The following is a 16,510-nucleotide window of genomic DNA, read 5'->3' as shown; positions in this document are numbered from 1 at the left end:
GCCCCGCGACTATCATGGGGGAGTGAATTCTGCCCGTGCCGACGTCGTTGTCATCGGCGCGGGCCAGGCCGGGCTTTCGGCTGCCTATCACCTTCAGCGCCGCGGTGTTGACCATGTAATCCTCGACGCCGAGGATGGTCCCGGCGGCGCGTGGCGGCACCGGTGGAAAAGCCTTCGGATGGAAACGGTCAACGGCATCAGCGATCTTCCCGGTATAGCCAAGCCCGCCGTGGATCCGCGCGAGCCCAGTTCGGAATTCCTGGCACGCTACTTCCGCGACTACGAGGAGGAACTCGGGCTGTCCGTCCGGCGGCCCGTGAAGGTCCACTCGGTGAGCCGGGAGGACACAGACCCCGCCGGCCTGCTGGGGATCGCCACATCGGACGGAGACTGGACAGCCAGGGCCGTCATCAACGCCACCGGCACCTGGACCCGCCCGTTCTGGCCCATCTACCCCGGGCAGTCCACCTTCCGCGGACGCCAGCTCCACGTGGCGGACTACGTCTCCGCGGAGGAGTTCAAAGGACAGCACGTGATTGTGGTGGGCGGCGGCATCTCGGCAGTCGGCCTCCTTGACGAAATCTCGCGCGTCACCACCACCAGCTGGTTCACCCGCCGGGAACCGGTGTGGCGGGATGAGGAGTTCGACGCCAGGGCGGGACACGACGCGGTGGCCCTGGTGGAGGAACGGGTCCGCAGGGGCCTGCCGCCGCAGAGCGTGGTGTCGGTGACCGGCCTGATCTGGACGCCGGCCCTCAAGGCGGCGGCGGCCAGGGGCGCCCTGGACCGGCAGCCGATGTTCACCTCCATAGAGCCCGGCGGCGTCAGGCTCGCTGAAGGAGGTTTCCAGCCGGCAGATGCGATCCTGTGGGCCACCGGGTTCCGTGCGGAGCTGGAGCATCTCGCGCCGCTGCACCTGCGGGGACCCGGCGGCGGCATAGCGATGGAAGGAACCCAGGTAGCCTCGGAACCCCGCGTCCACCTGGTCGGTTACGGGCCGTCGTCGTCCACGATCGGGGCCAACAGGGCCGGACGCGCCGCCGTGGCGGCCATCCTCAAACTCCCCGGGATCAGTCAGGCGGCAACACCGGTAAGTTGGGGCTGACGGACGGGGCACGGCCCGTGCCCGGTCCACGCACCCCAGCAAACGCACACAGCACACGCACAACGGAAGCGGCAGAACACGTGGCATCAGACACTCTTCAGGACGTCTTCAGCGCACTTCGGCGGAGGCCGGATGTGGAAGCGCCCAACCTGCAGGCGTGGGACGCCACGGACCGGCTCCTGCTGGAGACAGCCGCGGAACTGGTCCTCGGCGGAAGCGCGATTGCCGTTATCGGGGACCGGTACGGGGCCCTGACCCTCGGCGCCCTGGCCACGCTCAGCCCGGATTCGGTCCGCGTGCACCAGGACCTGGTCACCGGAGAGCGCGCTCTGCAGCTCAACGCGGCCGCATATCGCAACGCCGCCCACGTGCCGGAGCCAACAGCAGGAACGTCCGACGGCGGAGCCGGGAACCCGCCCGGCTTCACGCAGATGCCGCTCGGGCCTGAGCTCCTTGCCGGCGCCCGGGCGGTGCTTTTGCAGTTGCCCAAGACCCTGGCGGAACTGGATGAAGTTGCTGCCGCCGTGGCCCGGTATGCCGCACCTGACGTCACGCTGATCGCGGGCGGGCGGGTCAAGCACATGTCCCTCGGCATGAACTCCGTGCTGGAACGGCACTTCCGCTCGGTCCGGCCCCAGCTCGCCCGGCAGAAATCGCGCGTGATCCTGGCGGGCGGGCCGCAGGGGAGCGGGGAGCAGGAACGCTATCCCGTCGTCGAACACCTCGCCGAACTGGGCCTCAAGGTCGCCGCCCACGGTGCCGTCTTCGCAGGAACCAAACTGGACATCGGCACCAGGTTCCTGCTGACGTTCCTTCCCTCCATGAAGGCGGCCCGGCACGCCGTCGACCTCGGCTGCGGCACCGGAATCCTTGCCGCCATGTACGCCCGGCAGCGCCCCGGCTCCCAGGTGACCGCCACGGACCAGTCCGCCGCGGCTGTGGCCTCGGCGCTGGCCACGGCGGAGGCCAACGCCCTGGCGGACCGCATCACGGTCCTGCAGGACGACGCGCTCAGCACCATGGCGGACGGCAGCGTGGACCTGGTCCTGCTCAACCCGCCGTTCCATGTGGGTGCGGGCGTCCACGCCGGTGCAGGTTTGAAGATGATTGAAGCCGCGGGCAGGGTGCTCGCTCCGGGCGGCGAACTGTGGACGGTCTTCAACCGCCACCTGCCCTACCCGCCGGCCCTTGAGCGGCACGTCGGGCCCACCGTGGTGAAGGGCCGGAACCCCAAGTTCACGGTGACCTTGAGCACCCGCCGCGGCACGGACCCGGCAGGGGCGTGAGCCCGTGGGCCCGCAGCCTGCCGGGCAGCACCACCTTCGCTGCCGGGCTGCGCACGGGGGCCGCGCCGCGCCGTCGTGCCGTCCTACGGGTGTCTGACCACGCGTAACGTACGATTCAAGCATCACCATATGTACGTGGCCGAAGACGTTTAGGGGACGCTGTGACTGAGATCCGCCAATCCTCACCGAGGCGCGGAACCAACCTGCCCAAAATGGGGGACTTCAACCTCACGGTGATCCTGGACGCCATCCGCAGGTCCTCCGGCGGCCTCAGCCGCGTGGAACTTGCCCAGATTGTGGGCCTGTCCCCGCAGACCATCTCCAACATCTCCCGGCGCCTCCTGGACCAGAACCTGATCGTGGAGGCCGGCAAGGAAGGCAGCGGCCCGGGCAAGCCGCGCACCATCCTCAGGCTCAACCCCGGCGGTGTGTTCGCCCTCGGCGTCCACCTCGATCCCGCGGTGACCACGTTCGTGGTCCTGGACCTCGTGGGCTCGGTGGTGCGGCATTCCCGGATAAAAACCCCCGGCGGCAACGACCCCTCGGCCGTCATCACCACCATCGCGGCCGAAATCGACCAGCTGGTGGAGGATTCCGGCGTGGACAGGGAGCGGATCGCCGGCCTGGGAGTGGCCGCACCGGGCCCCATCGACCTGGACAACGGCACAGTGGTGGATCCGCCGCTGCTGCCCGGCTGGGACAGGGTGGAACTGCGCAGCGCCCTTTCCGAAGCCACCGGATACTCGGTCCTGGTGGACAAGGACGTCACCAGCGCGGCCGTGGCGGAAACCTGGGCCGGCGGCCCCAGCGGCTCCGGCAGCTTCATCTTCATGTACATGGGCACCGGCATAGGCTGCGGCATTGTCCTCAATGATGAGGTCATCCGGGGAACCTCCGGAAACGCCGGCGAGATCGGCCACATCATTGTGGATCCCGACGGCGCCCCCTGTGACTGCGGCCTGCGCGGCTGCGTGAAATCCACCTGCATCCCGCAGGTGCTGGTAGCCGAAGCGGAAGACGCCGGCATCCTGGACGGCTCCCGGTCAGGCAACAGCGGAGCGGAAATCCAGCAGAGCTTTTCCCGTTTGTGCGACCTCGCGGACCAGGGCAACGAACAGGCACTTGCCATCATTGACCGGTCCGCGGTGCGCGTGGCCCGGGCCGTGGCCGTGGTGACCAACACGCTGGACGTTGAACGGGTGGTGTTCGGCGGGCCGTTCTGGAGCCGCCTGGCAGACCGCTACCTGGAGAAGGTCCCGGCGCTGCTGGATGCCCACAGCGACACCCGGCTCATCCATCCCATCGATGTTGTGGGCACCGGGGTGGGGGACGACGTCGGCGCCATCGGGGCGGCTTCCCTGGTCCTGGAGCATACGCTGGCCCCGCGGGCCCAGCGGCTCCTCCTGGAGAGCTGACCCGACGGGCTGTGCGCAGCGCCTTGCCTGCCGCAGGACGTCCATCTAGCATGTGCATATTGTGCGGTTTGGGGCCCGCCAACAACAGGGCCGCCGCCATCGACCGAATGGAGCGCCATGCGTCGCCGGGCCTTGAAGACCATGTCCCTGATTGCCGCGGCAACGGTAGCCCTGGCGGCCTGCAGCCCGGACGATCCCGGCGCTTCGTCCAAAACCCTGAAAGTTGCGTACCAGAAAACGGACTCCTTCACCGCCCTGGACACCATGCTCCAGGCCGCCAAACAGGAGTTTGAGGCGGCGAACCAGGGAGTGACCGTTGAGCTGCAGCCCATCCAGGCCAACGACGACGACTACGGGACGAAACTGGCCCTCGCGCTGCGCTCGCCATCCACGGCGCCCGACGTTTTCTACGAGGACACGTTCAAGGTCCGCTCCGACGTGGACGCCGGCTACCTCCTGAAGCTGGACAGCTACCTGGAGGGCTGGGAGGACTGGGACACGTTCGACGACGGCGCCAAGGCGGCAGGGCGGGCGGACGACGGCGGGACGTACGCAGTGCCCCTGGGCACCGACACCCGCGCCATCTGGTACAACCGGAAAGTCCTGGAAGCTGCCGGGGTCACCCTTCCCTGGGAGCCGCGCAGCTGGCAGGACATCCTGGACACGGCACGGAAGATCAAGGCCAACGACCCCACCGTTATCCCGTTCAACATGTACGCCGGCAAGGGAACCGGCGAGGGGACCGTGATGCAGAGCTTCTACGAGCTGCTGTATGGCACGGGATCATCGCTCTACGACGAAGAGGCCGGAAAGTGGGTGGTGGGTTCGGCCGGCTTCCAGGACTCGCTGGCCTTCCTCAAAACCCTTTATGACGAACAGCTGGCCGTTTCCCCAGCCGAGGCCCTCGACGCCAACGTGTGGAAGAAGGTGTTCGGCGAGTGGCTGCCTAACGCCAGGATGGGCGCCACCGTGGAAGGCTCCTACGCGCCGTCGTTCTGGCAGGATGGCGGAAGCTATGAGTGGCCCGGCTACGAACAGGACATGGGCGTTGCCCCCTTCCCCACCCAGAACGGCCAGGCCCCGGGAGCTGTGAGCATGTCCGGCGGCTGGACACTGGCGCTCGGGGCGGAGACCAAGGAGCCTGAGCTGGCATTCAGCTTCCTGACCACTGCGCTCAACGAAGAGAATTCCCTCAGCTTCACCGTGGAAAGCTCGCAGATTGCCGTCCGCAAGGACGTGGCCGCCGACCCCGGGTACCTTGACGCCAATCCGTTCGTCAGGGATGTCTCCGCGCTCGTTTCGGTCACCAGGTACCGCCCTGCAACTGCCGACTACCCCCGGATTTCCGCGGCTGTCCAGGAAGCCACCGAGGCCGTCATCACCGGCACCAGGTCGCCCCAGGAGGCGGCTGCGGACTATGATGCCGCAGTGGCGGACATCGTGGGTGCCGCCAAGACCGTCCGGAAGTAGCGGGTGCGGTCTCCAGCCACGGCACGGCAACTGCTCCGTTACCTTCCGGTCCTTCCTGCTGTCCTGCTCCTCCTTGTCTTCCTGGCGGGCCCCGTGCTCTGGGCATTCCACGCATCCCTCACTGACGCCGGCCTCACCGGGCGCAGTGCCCGCAATCCCTCATGGGTGGGGCTGGAGAACTACCAGAGGTTGCTTACGGATCCCGTGTTTCCGCTCTCCGTCCTCCTCACGGTGGTGTTCGTGGCGGGGTCGGCGGTACTGGGACAGAACCTGCTGGGCCTCGCGCTGGCCGTGCTGATGCGGCGGGCACGGCCGCTGGTGTCCGCCGTCGTCGGCACCACCGTGGTGGCCGCCTGGGTGCTGCCGGAAATCGTGGCCGCCTTCGCCGCCTATGCCTACTTCAGCGGAGACGGGACCCTGAACCAGCTGCTGGGCGGCCTGGGATTTGTCCGGCAGGACTGGCTGTACGCCTTTCCCATGGTGGCCGTGATGCTCGCCAACGTGTGGCGGGGGACAGCCTTTTCCATGCTGGTGTACCGGGCCGCATTGAATGAGGTTCCGGCCGAGGTGACCGAGGCGGCCCAGATGGATGGCGCCCACGGCTGGCAGCGGTTCGCGTTCATTACGCTGCCGATGATCAGGGGGAGCATCACCACCAACCTGATGCTGATCACGCTGCAGACCCTCGCCGTCTTCACGCTCGTCTGGGTGATGACAGCGGGCGGGCCGGCCAACGCCAGCACCACACTGCCGGTCCTCGCATACCAGGAGGCCTTCAAGTTCGGTGATATCGGCTACGGGACAGCCGTGGCTTCGGTGCTCATCCTGATCGGCGCCGCCTTTGGACTGGCGTACGTGCGGCTGCTCCGGGAGCCCCGGCCATGACGGCCCCCGCCAGGACGCCGGGCAGCCTTCCGCTCCGGCCGGCCGCACCCAGACGGCGCCGGGCCGGCAGCGCTCCGGCTGACCTGGTGCTGCTGCTGATCGGCGCCTGCTTCCTGCTGCCCCTGCTCTGGCTCATCCTGGCTTCGCTGGACGCCGAAGCCGGGCATGAGCTGAGGCTTCCGGACCGGGCCGGCCTGGACAACTTCGCCGCAGTGCTGACGCCGGAGTTGCTGCTCCGGCCGCTGTGGAACAGTGTGCTGCTCTCCGGGGGGACGGCCACGGTCACGGTTGTGGCGGCTGTACTGGCGGCCTACCCGCTGTCCCGCTACCGGTCCAGGTTCAACCGGCCCTTCATGTACACCGTCCTTTTTGGGACCTGCCTGCCCATCACGGCGATCATGGTCCCCGTGTATGGGCTCTTCGTCCAGCTTGAGCTGCTCGATTCGATGACTGCCACCATCTTCTTTATGGCCACCACCACCCTGCCCATGGCCATCTGGATGACCCGGAACTTCATGGAGGGCGTGCCGGTGTCGCTTGAAGAAGCAGCCTGGGTGGATGGCGCATCGCGGATGACCGCCCTGCGGACCATTGTCCTGCCGCTGATGAAGCAGGGGCTGGGAGTGGTGTTCATTTTCGTGTTCATCCAGGCCTGGGGAAACTTCTTCGTCCCGTTCGTCCTGCTCCTCTCGGAGGCACGGCAGCCCGCGGCGGTGTCCATCTTCAGCTTCTTCGGACAGCACGGTGCAGTGGCCTACGGCCAGCTGGCCGCGTTCTCCATCCTGTATTCGCTGCCGGTGCTGGTCCTCTACGTCATCGTGGCGAGGGGCGGCAGCGGTTCCTTTGCCCTGTCCGGAGCGGTCCGGGGCTGAACAGGCCCCGCGGCCGCAAGCGGACGGGCAGGAGGGACGGTTTCAGTCGATATCCTCGAGGACCACACCGAATGGAAGGGCCTCGTCGAGGTGGGCCTGGTGGCCGGTGGCACCCGGGTTGTACGTGACCCGTACTCCATGAAGCTTGTCCGCAGCGGACTGCTGCAGGACGGGCTTGACGGTGCTGATGAACATCTCGCTTTTGTCGGCGAGAAACTCCTTGTAACTGGCTGGAAGCTCGCTCATGCCAAAAGGATAGACCTGGCAACGGCCGATGGGGAGGGGTCCCCATTGTCCAAAATGCCGGAGCGGTCTTGGATAGGATGGCGGGCGGAGTGCAGCCGGCCGGCAGCCACGCCCAGTTCAGCCACCAGGGGGAAAATCCAGTGCTTTCGACCAGTGCGTCCGCGAGAATCGAACCTTCGGAACTGGCCCGGGCACAGCAGGTGGCGGCGAATATTGCCCGCAGCTTTGACGCGAAGGTTGTGGGGCAGGCCCGGCTGCGTGAATCGCTGCTGGTGGGGCTGCTGACCGGCGGGCATATCCTCCTGGAAAGCGTCCCGGGCCTTGCCAAGACCACGGCTGCGCAGGCCGTTGCAGAGGCAGTGAGCGCCGACTTCCGGCGGATCCAGTGCACTCCGGACCTGCTGCCCAGCGACATTGTGGGAACCCAGATCTACGATGCCGCCAACGGCACGTTCGTCACGCAGCTGGGACCGGTCCACGCCAACATTGTGCTCCTGGACGAGATCAACCGTTCCAGCGCCAAAACGCAGAGCGCCATGCTTGAGGCAATGCAGGAACGCCAGACTTCCATCGGCGGCCGGGAGTACCCGCTGCCCTCGCCCTTCCTGGTCCTGGCCACCCAGAACCCCATCGAGCAGGAGGGCACCTACCAGCTGCCCGAAGCCCAGATGGACCGCTTCATGCTCAAGGACGTGCTGGACTATCCGTCACCCGCGGAGGAAGCCGAGATCATCCGGCGCATCGATGCCGGGGTGTACACGCCGGAGCAGGCGCCGGCCGCGGCCGCCTCGCTGGAGGCCGTCACCGCCGCCCAGGAACTGGTCCGGCGTGTCTACATCGATCCCGCCGTCATCAACTACATCGTGGGCCTGGTTTTCGTCACCAGGAATGCCCACCAGTACATCGATTCACGGCTGGCCGGCTTCATCGAGTTCGGCGCCAGCCCACGGGCCAGCATCGCCTTCAGCCAGGCCGCCCGTGCGGTGGCACTGCTGAACGGCAGGGACCACGTCATTCCCGAGGACGTCAAAACGCTGGCCCACCGGGTACTGCGGCACCGGCTGATCCTGAACTTCGACGCAGTGGCGGAACAAGTGCGGGTGGAAACGGTGATTGACGCCGTCGTCGCTGCCGTCCAGACGCCCTGAGGCCTGCGTGACAAGCCTCCTCCAGCGGGTGAAGTCGGACATGGCCATCTTCGCCCACCGCAAAGCCCGCGGCATGCTTGACGGCGAGTACGGCTCGGTGTTCCGGGGCCGCAGCCTGGACTTCGATGACCTCCGCGCCTATATCGCGGGGGACGAGGTCCGCGACATTGACTGGAAGGCAACTGCACGGCACGGTTCGCCGCTGATCAGGCGCTACGTGGCGGTCCGCCGGCAGACAGTGCTGCTGGTCACCGACACCGGCCGCAACATGGCCGCGGCGGCCCGCAGCGGGGAAACGAAAAAGGACATTGCAGTGATGGCCCTGGGCGTCATGGGGTACCTCGCCCACCGGCACGGCGACGTGGTGGGGCTGGTGTCCGGCGATTCCGCGGGCACGACGGCGTTGCCCGCCAAGGGCGGCGAGGCCCACCTTGAACGCCTCCTCCGGCGCGTGGATTCAGCGGCAACACTGGACGCCGCGCCCAGCAGGCTCGAGGACCAGCTGGACCATGTTGCGCGGACCATCAAAGGCCGCAACCTGCTGTTCGTCGTCGCCGATGAGGTGGCGGCAAGCCCCGCCACCAGCCGGCTGCTCCGCCGCCTCCAGGCCCAGCACGAGATCCTTTGGCTCACGGTGAGGGACGCCAGGCTTGTCCCGGATGAACCCCTGCTGCCGCCGGACGAGGTTCCGGACTCCTACAGCGTCTCCGGCTCCTACCCCCTTCCTGCACACCTCGTCCGGGACCCGGCGGTCGTTTCTGCCTATGCCACCGCCGTCGCCGAACGCGACACCGGCCGGAAAGCCATGCTGCGCCAGGCCGGGATCACGGAGGGCGAGGTGGCGGGCAGCCGGGACGTGGTGAGCGCGCTGTTCGCTCTCCTGGAAAGGCACCGCCGTGCAGGCTGACCCCGGGTTCTACGGCCCCCTGCAGTACGGCCCGGCATGGATGTGGGCCGGCGTGGCGCTGCTGGCCCTGGTGGCTGCCTGGTACGGCGTCGTGCTGGCAGCCACGCGGAGGCCGCGGGAAGCGGACGCCGTCCAGCGTCCTGCCCGGCTGACGGACCTGGCAGTGCTCAAGGCCGCATACCTTCAGCGGATCGATGATGTGGAACGGGACGCCGCCGCCGGAACGCGGAGCGCCCGCGGCTCGCACCAGGAAATCAGCCTCCTGCTGAGGAAATTCGTCCGCGACGCCACCGGAGTGGACGCACCCCGCATGACGCAGGCGGACCTGGCCGGGCATCCCCTTCCATCGGCCGCGGCCGCCGTCGGAGCGCTGTACCCGGCCGCGTTCGGCCCCGACCCCGTTCCTCCCGTAGCCTCGTCCGCTGCCGCAGCCCGAAGGGCGGTGCAGGCATGGAACTGATGTGGTGGTGGCTGCTTCCCCCGGCCGCGGTGGCGGCGGGCGCAGCCTGGTGGGCCGCCAGGCGGACGGACAACACAGCCAACGCACGACGGCGGCCGGTGGCGCATGCGGACCGGCTCATCCTCCTGCCGGAATACCAGGCGGCGCTGCGGCACCACCGCCGCTGGCTTGCGGTCGCCCTGCTGGCCTGCGCCGCGCTGCTCGCCTCCACGGCGGTGGCAGCAGCCCGGCCCGTCGGGGTGACGACCACGCGGCCCGAACAGAACAACCGGGACATCATGCTGTGCCTGGACACCTCGGGTTCCATGAGCAGTGCCGACGCCGCGGTGGTAGACGTCTTCGCCGAACTCGCGGCGGAGTTCGATGGAGAACGGATCGGACTCACCATCTTTGACAGCACGGCCGTCCAGGTATTTCCGCTGACCGACGACTACCACTACGCCCGGGAGCAGTTGGAGCTGGCGCGGGACGCGTTCGACGGGAAGCCCGGCAGTTCGGGATTCCTGGACGGAACGTGGAGCGGCCGGGGTTCCTCCCTGATCGGGGACGGCCTGGCGTCCTGCCTCAACAGCTTCCCGCCTACCGCCGGCCAGGCTGGGAACCGGAATCCCGGCGGTACCCAGGATTCTGGCGCCACCCAGGACCCTGCCGCCACTCAGCACCCCGGGCAGCCGCAGCGCTCACGGTCCGTGGTCCTGGCGACGGACAACTTCCTTTCCGGCGAGCCCATCATGACCCTTGGCGAAGCCGCAGCCCTCGCGCGGGAAAGGGCGGTGCACGTCTACGCGCTCAACCCGGGGGACCTCGACTACGGTTCAGGCCCGGACCAGCCCGGAGCGCAGCTGAGGGCCGCGGCAGAGTCCACCGGCGGGGCCTACTATGCGTTGGACAACCCCGAGGCCGTGCCGGGCATGGTGCGGGGCGTCGAGGAAACGGAGAAAACAGCGCTCCGCGGCACTCCGCGGGCGGTTGTCTCCGATGAGCCCGGCCTTCCGTTGGCCGCTGCCCTCCTGTCCGGACTGGTCCTCGCGGTTGCCGGCTGGCGGTTGCGGCCATGACCCTCCAGCCGGTGCTGCCCTGGTGGCTGCTTCTTCCCCTCATCGCTGCCGCCGGGGCCGTCCTGGGCTGGCAGCTCCGCAGCCCTGGGAACAGCCGGCATCAGAGCGGGGGAGCGGGCCGCCGCGCCGGGGTCCGGCACGCCCTGCTGGTCCTGCTGCTGGTGGGGGCTGTGCTGCGCCCCGGCCTGCCGGGAGGAACGGCCCAGGTGGCAACGGCCGACCTGAACGTGTTCTTCGTGGTGGACACCACCACCAGCATGGTGGCGGAGGACTACGGCAACGCGGAACCACGGATGGCGGGGGTACGGCAGGACATCGCGGCCATCGCCGAAGGACTGCCCGGTGCCCGGTTCTCCGTCATCACCTTCGACACCGCGGCCCACGTCCGGATGCCCCTGACCACCGACACGCTGGCGCTGGACACCATCACGTCCGTCCTTGAGCCGCAGGTGACCGCCTATGCCAAGGGAAGCAGCATCACGGCGGCCCGCGAGGTGCTCTCCAAACGCCTTACCCTTGCCCGGCAGAGCCACCCCGGGCGGCCCCGGCTTGTGTTCTACCTTGGCGACGGCGAACAGACCAGCGCAGAGGCGCCGGCGCCGATGGACCTTGAGGACGGCCTGGTGGCCGGGGGAGCGGTCCTGGGTTACGGCACGGCCGGCGGTGGCAGGATGCGGGAAAACACCGGGGAGGAGTACGACGACGGTTCCACAGAAGCCGGGGACGCCTCCTATCTCCGGGACAGCAACGGTGACGGCGCCGGATATGCACTTTCCAGGATTGATGAAAGCCGGCTCCAGCAGATCGCGGGGCAACTGGGCGTCCCCTACGTGCACCGGTCAGCCGGGAACCCCGCCGCCCCGATGCTGCAGGACGCCCACCCCGACGCCCCGGACACCGGCGCCCTCACGAACGCCGGCCAGGACGGCTCCCTGGCCGCACGGACCGAGCTTTACTGGATCCCAGCAGCAGGCGCCTTTGTCCTGGGCCTTTGGGAGCTTGTCCTGCTCCTTCGCCAGTTCCGCGAACTCCGCAGGATACCGTTGGCCCCTTCTTCACGCTCAGCTGCTTTAGGCGCCGCTCCTGCGACAACCGGAAACTCCGGCGTCCAAGAATCCAGCGGCAACAAGGCAGTTCTCCGATGACGCCCGCCAGTCATGGCGTGGACCGCCGGACGGCACGGCGGCGCCTCCTGGCGTGGTCAGCCGTACCCGTGATCCTCATGCTGTGTGTGGCGGCCAAACTCCTGAGCCTTGGCCTGCTGGGAGCACGTGCGGCCAGCGCCTATGAAGCGAACGACGCCGCAGCGGTCCGGTCCGCCGCGGAAGCACTTCACGTCGTGAACCTCATCGAGCCGCACAAGGCGCCCTTCGCGGCCGGGGACGCCGACGTCCTTGCCGGGGACTTCGCAGCCGCCAGGCTCCGGTTCGAGGAAGCGCTGGCACTCGTCCCGCCACGCCAATCCGGGTCGGCCGGGGCCTGCATCATTACGGTGAACCTGGTCCTGGCCATTGAGCGGCTCGGCGACGATAAGCTCGCTGCGGAGGACCCGGCCGCGGCCGCCGGCCTCTTCGAGGAAGCGCTCGCGGCCGTCGCCGCGGCGCCGGACGGCTGTTTATCCGACCGGCACCCGGCCGGGACGGGGGACAGGCTGGCCGGAGCGGAAGCACGGCTGCAGGAAAAGCTCTCCGACGCCCGCCAGGTGCAGGACCAGGAGCCGGCCCAGGAAACCGGTCCGGAGGAAAGCCCCGGGGCGGACAGCCAGGATTCCGCGCAGCAACGCAAGCTGGAGCAACTGGAGGACAGTGCCCGGCAGGCCCAACGTGAACGCAACAGCGGCCGTGAACGGGAGGACTACCTGGACGGCTCCTCGGACTCCGGCGGCCCCGACCGGCCGTGGTAGGGCAGCGGCGCGAACATTATTCCGTGAGGACGCGACGCGGGCCGTAAAACTGCGTCTTAATTCGGGAGCCAACTTGAAAGCGGTACCTGCCCCTCATAGAGTCTTATACAAGTTACCGAGGTAACGTGTCAGCGATCCTCCTTCTGGAGGGTGTGGGTGCCCCCATGTGGGCCTGACATTTGCTCACGGCGAACTTCAATCCAGGCGTAACAGTCGCGGCTGCGTCCTGTGGAGTTCTTCCGTGTTCCCCAAACTCAAATTCATTGCCGGTCAGCCGTCGCATTCGACGGCAGCCCCCAATGGCCCAAAGCCAAGGATGCAAATGTCTCCACCAAGCCTTATTGACACACACCCGAATCTCTCCGACACCGCTCCGGTGGCGCTCTCCTACGAGCTGTTCCCGCCCCGGTCGCCGGCAGCCGCGGAAACCCTCTGGACCACCATCAGGGAACTCGAAACCACCGCACCGGACTATGTGTCCGTCACTTATGGTGCGAGCGGCTCAAACCGGGACACCGCCGTCGAACTCATCAACCGGCTCCTGCTGGAAACAACCCTCCGGCCGCTGGCGCACCTGACGTGCGTCGGCAACACGCCCCAGGAACTGGCGGGAATCATCGGTGAGCTGCTGGACACCGGGGTGCGCGGGATCCTGGCGCTCCGCGGCGACCTTCCCAAGGACGGCGCGGCGCCGGTTGCCGGTTCGCTCCGGTACGCCCAGGACCTGATCGAGCTGATCCGCCGCGTCGAGCAGCGCCGTTCGGCACTGCTCTGCGCCGGAAAGATCGCGGTAGGCGTGGCGGCGTACCCCACCCGCCACCCGGAGTCGCCCAGCGAGGCGCACGACGTCGAGGTGCTGCTTGCCAAGCAGCGTTCCGGCGCGGACTTCGCCATCACGCAGGTTTTCTTCCACACTGACCAGTACGCGGACCTCCTCACCAGGGCACGCCGTGCAGGGGTCACCATCCCCATCATCCCGGGAGTCATGCCCCTCACCAGCCTCCGGCGCGTCAGGCGCCTCGGCGAGCTGACCGGCGTGGAGCCCGCTCCCGAGCTGCTGGAACGCCTGGCATCAGCGGACAGCGACCTGGAACGGCTCCGCATTGGTGTCGATGCCACAGTGGACCTTGCCAACGCAGCCCTGCAGGCCGGCGCACCCGGCATCCACATCTACACCTTCAATGAGCACCAGAGTGCCCTGGAACTGCTGGAAAAGCTGGCCCTTCCGCGGCGTACGCATTCCGGCATCCGCCCGGATGCAGCTGCCCGCCAGCTCGCCAGCTGACGCACCCCTTCCTGCACTGAATCTTTCCGCCCACGGCGGACCTGTACCCAACTCTTAGGATTTCCCATGTCTCAAAACACCACGCCCAACCACACTCCGTTCCCGGCTGCATCCCTCCTGGGCTACCCGCGTATCGGCCGCCGCCGCGAGCTCAAGAAGGCCGTCGAAGCCTACTGGGCAGGAAAGATCGACGCCGCCGCTCTGGACTCCGCCGCCAAGGACATCCAGCTGGCCATCGCCAAGCGCCTGCAGGAACTCGGCCTCACCGAACCGGCCGCAGTGCCTGGCACCTTCTCCTACTACGACCAGGTCCTGGACACCACCGCCCACCTCGGCGCTGTCCCCGCCCGTTTCGGCAAGCTCCTCAATGACAAGGGCCAGCTGGACATTGACGGCTACTTCACCCTGGCCCGCGGCACCAGGGACCAGCAGCCGCTCGAAATGACCAAGTGGTTCGACACCAATTACCACTACCTGGTCCCGGAGATCGGCCCTGAGACCGAGTTCACCCTCGCCTCCACCGCCAAGGTTGACGAGTTCGCGTTCGCACTGGCCAACGGCGTCGAGACCCGCCCCTACATCGTGGGTCCGGTCACCTACCTGCTCCTGTCCAAGGCGTCCGACGGCGCCCCCGCCGGATTCGCGCCGCTGTCCCGCCTCGAGGACATCCTGCCCGTCTACGTCCAGCTCCTGGAGAAGCTCTCCGCCGCAGGCGCCAGCTGGGTCCAGCTCGACGAGCCCGCCCTGGTGGTGGACCAGGACACCCCGGCCGGCGAGGTCGAGGCCGCCGTGGCCCGCGCCTACGAAGTCCTCTCCTCGGCGGCCAACCGCCCGCAGATCCTCGTCTCAACCCCGTACGGATCGCTGGACGGCCAGCTCGGCACCCTCGCCGCCACCAACATCGACGCCCTCCACATCGATGTCTTCAAAGGCACTGTTCCCTCAGCCGCGGCACTCGCCGGCCTGGGCAACAAGACCCTGGTTGCCGGCGTCGTGGACGGCCACAACATCTGGCGCAACGACCTCGCCGCATCGGCTGCCAAGCTGGACGCACTGACGGCAGCAGCCGGCAAGGTTGCCGTCTCCACCTCCACCTCCACCCAGCACGTCCCGCACGATGTTGCCGAGGAGACCCAGCTCTCCGAGCAGCTCCGCAGCTGGCTGGCGTTCTCGGACCAAAAGGCCGTCGAGGTGAAGACCCTCGCGTCCTACCTGGCCGATCCCGCCTCCGCCCGGGCGGCCATCGACGAGGCAACGGCCGTCATCGCCTCCCGTGCCACCGCAGAAGGCGTGCGCCGCTCCGACGTCCGTGCACGCACCGAAGCGCTAACCGCAGCCGACTTCACCCGCTCGGCCTACGAAGTCCGCGAAGCCGCCCAGGAAGAAGCGCTGCACCTGCCGCCGCTGCCCACTACCACCATCGGATCCTTCCCCCAGACCTCCGAGATCAGGTCGGCGCGCGCCCGCAACAACAAGGGCGACCTCACCGACGGGCAGTACGAAAAGCTCATGAAGGACGAGATCAGGCGCGTTGTTGAGCTGCAGGAAGAGCTTGGCTACGACGTGCTGGTGCACGGCGAGCCCGAGCGCAACGACATGGTCCAGTACTTCGCCGAGAACCTGGAGGGCTTCGACGTCACCGTCCACGGTTGGGTCCAGTCCTACGGCTCACGCTGCACCCGCCCGTCCATCCTGTGGGGCGACGTCACCCGCAGTGCGCCCATCACGGTTGAGTGGGCCAAGTACGCGCAGTCCCTGACCAGCAAGCCGATGAAGGGCATGCTCACGGGTCCCGTCACCATCCTGGCCTGGTCCTTCGTCCGCGACGACCAGCCCTTGGGCGAGACCGCCAACCAGGTGGGCCTGGCCCTGCGTGACGAAATCGCAGACCTCGAAGCTGCCGGCATCAAGGTCATCCAGGTGGACGAGCCTGCACTGCGCGAACTCCTTCCGCTGCGCAAGGCTGACCACGCCGACTACCTCAAGTGGTCCGTGGACTCCTTCCGCCTGGCCACCGCCGGTGCTGCCGACGCCACCCAGATCCACACCCACCTCTGCTACTCCGAGTTCGGCGTGATCATCGACGCGATCGACGGACTGGATGCGGACGTCACGTCCATCGAGGCCGCCAGGTCCCGCATGGAGGTTGTCCACGACCTCGAGTCCCACGGCTTCGGCCGCGGCGTTGGCCCGGGCGTCTACGACATCCACTCGCCGCGTGTCCCGGGCGAGGCAGAGGTGACCGAACTGCTGGCCACCGCCGTCAAGCACGTCCCCTCCCGCCAGCTGTGGGTGAACCCGGACTGCGGCCTGAAGACCCGCGGCTACGCCGAGACCGAGGATTCGCTGCGGAACCTGGTCAAGGCAACCCAGGCGGTCCGCGCCAACCTGCTGGAAGCGGCCAAGTAATAAGTACGACGGCGGCCGGTCACGTGGGAAGCCCGCGTGACCGGCCGCCGTCGGCATTTAA

General features: G+C 67.9%; 15 protein-coding genes. 14 read left to right on the top strand and 1 reads right to left on the bottom strand.

What is annotated here, in order from left to right; genetic code table 11:
• Positions 1-22: 22 nt before the first annotated feature.
• From AC4BCK_RS11650 to AC4BCK_RS11625, 6 genes are all read left to right on the top strand, one after another.
• Entirely contained in the window at positions 23-1,105 is a 1,083-nt protein-coding gene (locus AC4BCK_RS11650) for an FAD-dependent oxidoreductase (RefSeq protein WP_174179848.1), read from the top strand.
• A gap of 80 nt (positions 1,106-1,185) precedes the next feature.
• Positions 1,186-2,391 carry a class I SAM-dependent methyltransferase gene (locus AC4BCK_RS11645; protein WP_490565967.1) on the top strand — a complete coding sequence of 402 codons (1,206 nt, stop codon included), beginning with the start codon at positions 1,186-1,188 and terminating at the stop codon, positions 2,389-2,391.
• 212 nt (positions 2,392-2,603) lie between these two features.
• Entirely contained in the window at positions 2,604-3,806 is a 1,203-nt protein-coding gene (locus AC4BCK_RS11640; RefSeq protein WP_174179959.1) for an ROK family transcriptional regulator, read from the top strand.
• 117 nt (positions 3,807-3,923) lie between these two features.
• A complete protein-coding gene (locus tag AC4BCK_RS11635; protein WP_364273922.1) occupies positions 3,924-5,276 on the top strand; it encodes an extracellular solute-binding protein in 1,353 nt (450 codons plus the stop codon).
• 3 nt (positions 5,277-5,279) lie between these two features.
• Positions 5,280-6,161, top strand: a complete 882-nt coding sequence (locus AC4BCK_RS11630; protein ID WP_251424118.1) for a carbohydrate ABC transporter permease — start codon at positions 5,280-5,282, stop codon at positions 6,159-6,161.
• Entirely contained in the window at positions 6,158-7,033 is an 876-nt protein-coding gene (locus AC4BCK_RS11625; RefSeq protein WP_174179840.1) for a carbohydrate ABC transporter permease, read from the top strand. Before AC4BCK_RS11630 ends, AC4BCK_RS11625 begins: the two co-directional genes overlap by 4 nt.
• Before the next feature lie 42 nt (positions 7,034-7,075).
• Here the strand turns inward: AC4BCK_RS11625 and AC4BCK_RS11620 are convergent, their stop codons facing one another.
• Entirely contained in the window at positions 7,076-7,279 is a 204-nt protein-coding gene (locus AC4BCK_RS11620) for a hypothetical protein (RefSeq protein ID WP_174179838.1), read from the bottom strand.
• Positions 7,280-7,419: 140 nt separating this feature from the next.
• Here AC4BCK_RS11620 and AC4BCK_RS11615 point away from each other — a divergent pair, with 140 nt between their 5' ends.
• The 8 genes from AC4BCK_RS11615 to metE all read left to right on the top strand — a co-directional run bounded on the left by AC4BCK_RS11615 (position 7,420) and on the right by metE (position 16,449).
• On the top strand, positions 7,420-8,427 hold the full coding sequence (locus AC4BCK_RS11615) for an AAA family ATPase (RefSeq protein WP_364273919.1): 1,008 nt from the start codon (positions 7,420-7,422) through the stop codon (positions 8,425-8,427).
• Between the two features lie 7 nt (positions 8,428-8,434).
• Positions 8,435-9,334 (top strand): DUF58 domain-containing protein, encoded by a 900-nt coding sequence (locus AC4BCK_RS11610; RefSeq protein WP_400512046.1) that lies wholly within the window; start codon positions 8,435-8,437, stop codon positions 9,332-9,334.
• Positions 9,324-9,794 carry a hypothetical protein gene (locus AC4BCK_RS11605; RefSeq protein WP_400512045.1) on the top strand — a complete coding sequence of 157 codons (471 nt, stop codon included), beginning with the start codon at positions 9,324-9,326 and terminating at the stop codon, positions 9,792-9,794. The genes AC4BCK_RS11610 and AC4BCK_RS11605 overlap by 11 nt, the downstream gene beginning before the upstream one ends.
• Complete coding sequence (locus AC4BCK_RS11600; protein ID WP_400512044.1) at positions 9,785-10,852, top strand: vWA domain-containing protein; 1,068 nt, start codon at positions 9,785-9,787, stop codon at positions 10,850-10,852. The genes AC4BCK_RS11605 and AC4BCK_RS11600 overlap by 10 nt, the downstream gene beginning before the upstream one ends.
• Complete coding sequence (locus AC4BCK_RS11595; RefSeq protein ID WP_364273912.1) at positions 10,849-11,997, top strand: VWA domain-containing protein; 1,149 nt, start codon at positions 10,849-10,851, stop codon at positions 11,995-11,997. Before AC4BCK_RS11600 ends, AC4BCK_RS11595 begins: the two co-directional genes overlap by 4 nt.
• Positions 11,994-12,755, top strand: a complete 762-nt coding sequence (locus AC4BCK_RS11590; RefSeq protein ID WP_400512043.1) for a hypothetical protein — start codon at positions 11,994-11,996, stop codon at positions 12,753-12,755. The genes AC4BCK_RS11595 and AC4BCK_RS11590 overlap by 4 nt, the downstream gene beginning before the upstream one ends.
• Before the next feature lie 322 nt (positions 12,756-13,077).
• Entirely contained in the window at positions 13,078-14,040 is a 963-nt protein-coding gene (locus tag AC4BCK_RS11585; RefSeq protein ID WP_366278435.1) for a methylenetetrahydrofolate reductase, read from the top strand.
• 66 nt (positions 14,041-14,106) lie between these two features.
• A complete protein-coding gene (metE, locus tag AC4BCK_RS11580; protein ID WP_174180214.1) occupies positions 14,107-16,449 on the top strand; it encodes a 5-methyltetrahydropteroyltriglutamate--homocysteine S-methyltransferase in 2,343 nt (780 codons plus the stop codon).
• The last annotated feature ends 61 nt before the right edge of the window (positions 16,450-16,510 follow it).

The sequence above is a fragment of the Pseudarthrobacter sp. As-47 genome (assembly GCF_058215595.1).
The sequence above is the reverse complement of the archived record's forward strand: the minus strand, read 5'-3'. Positions and strand labels throughout refer to the sequence as shown.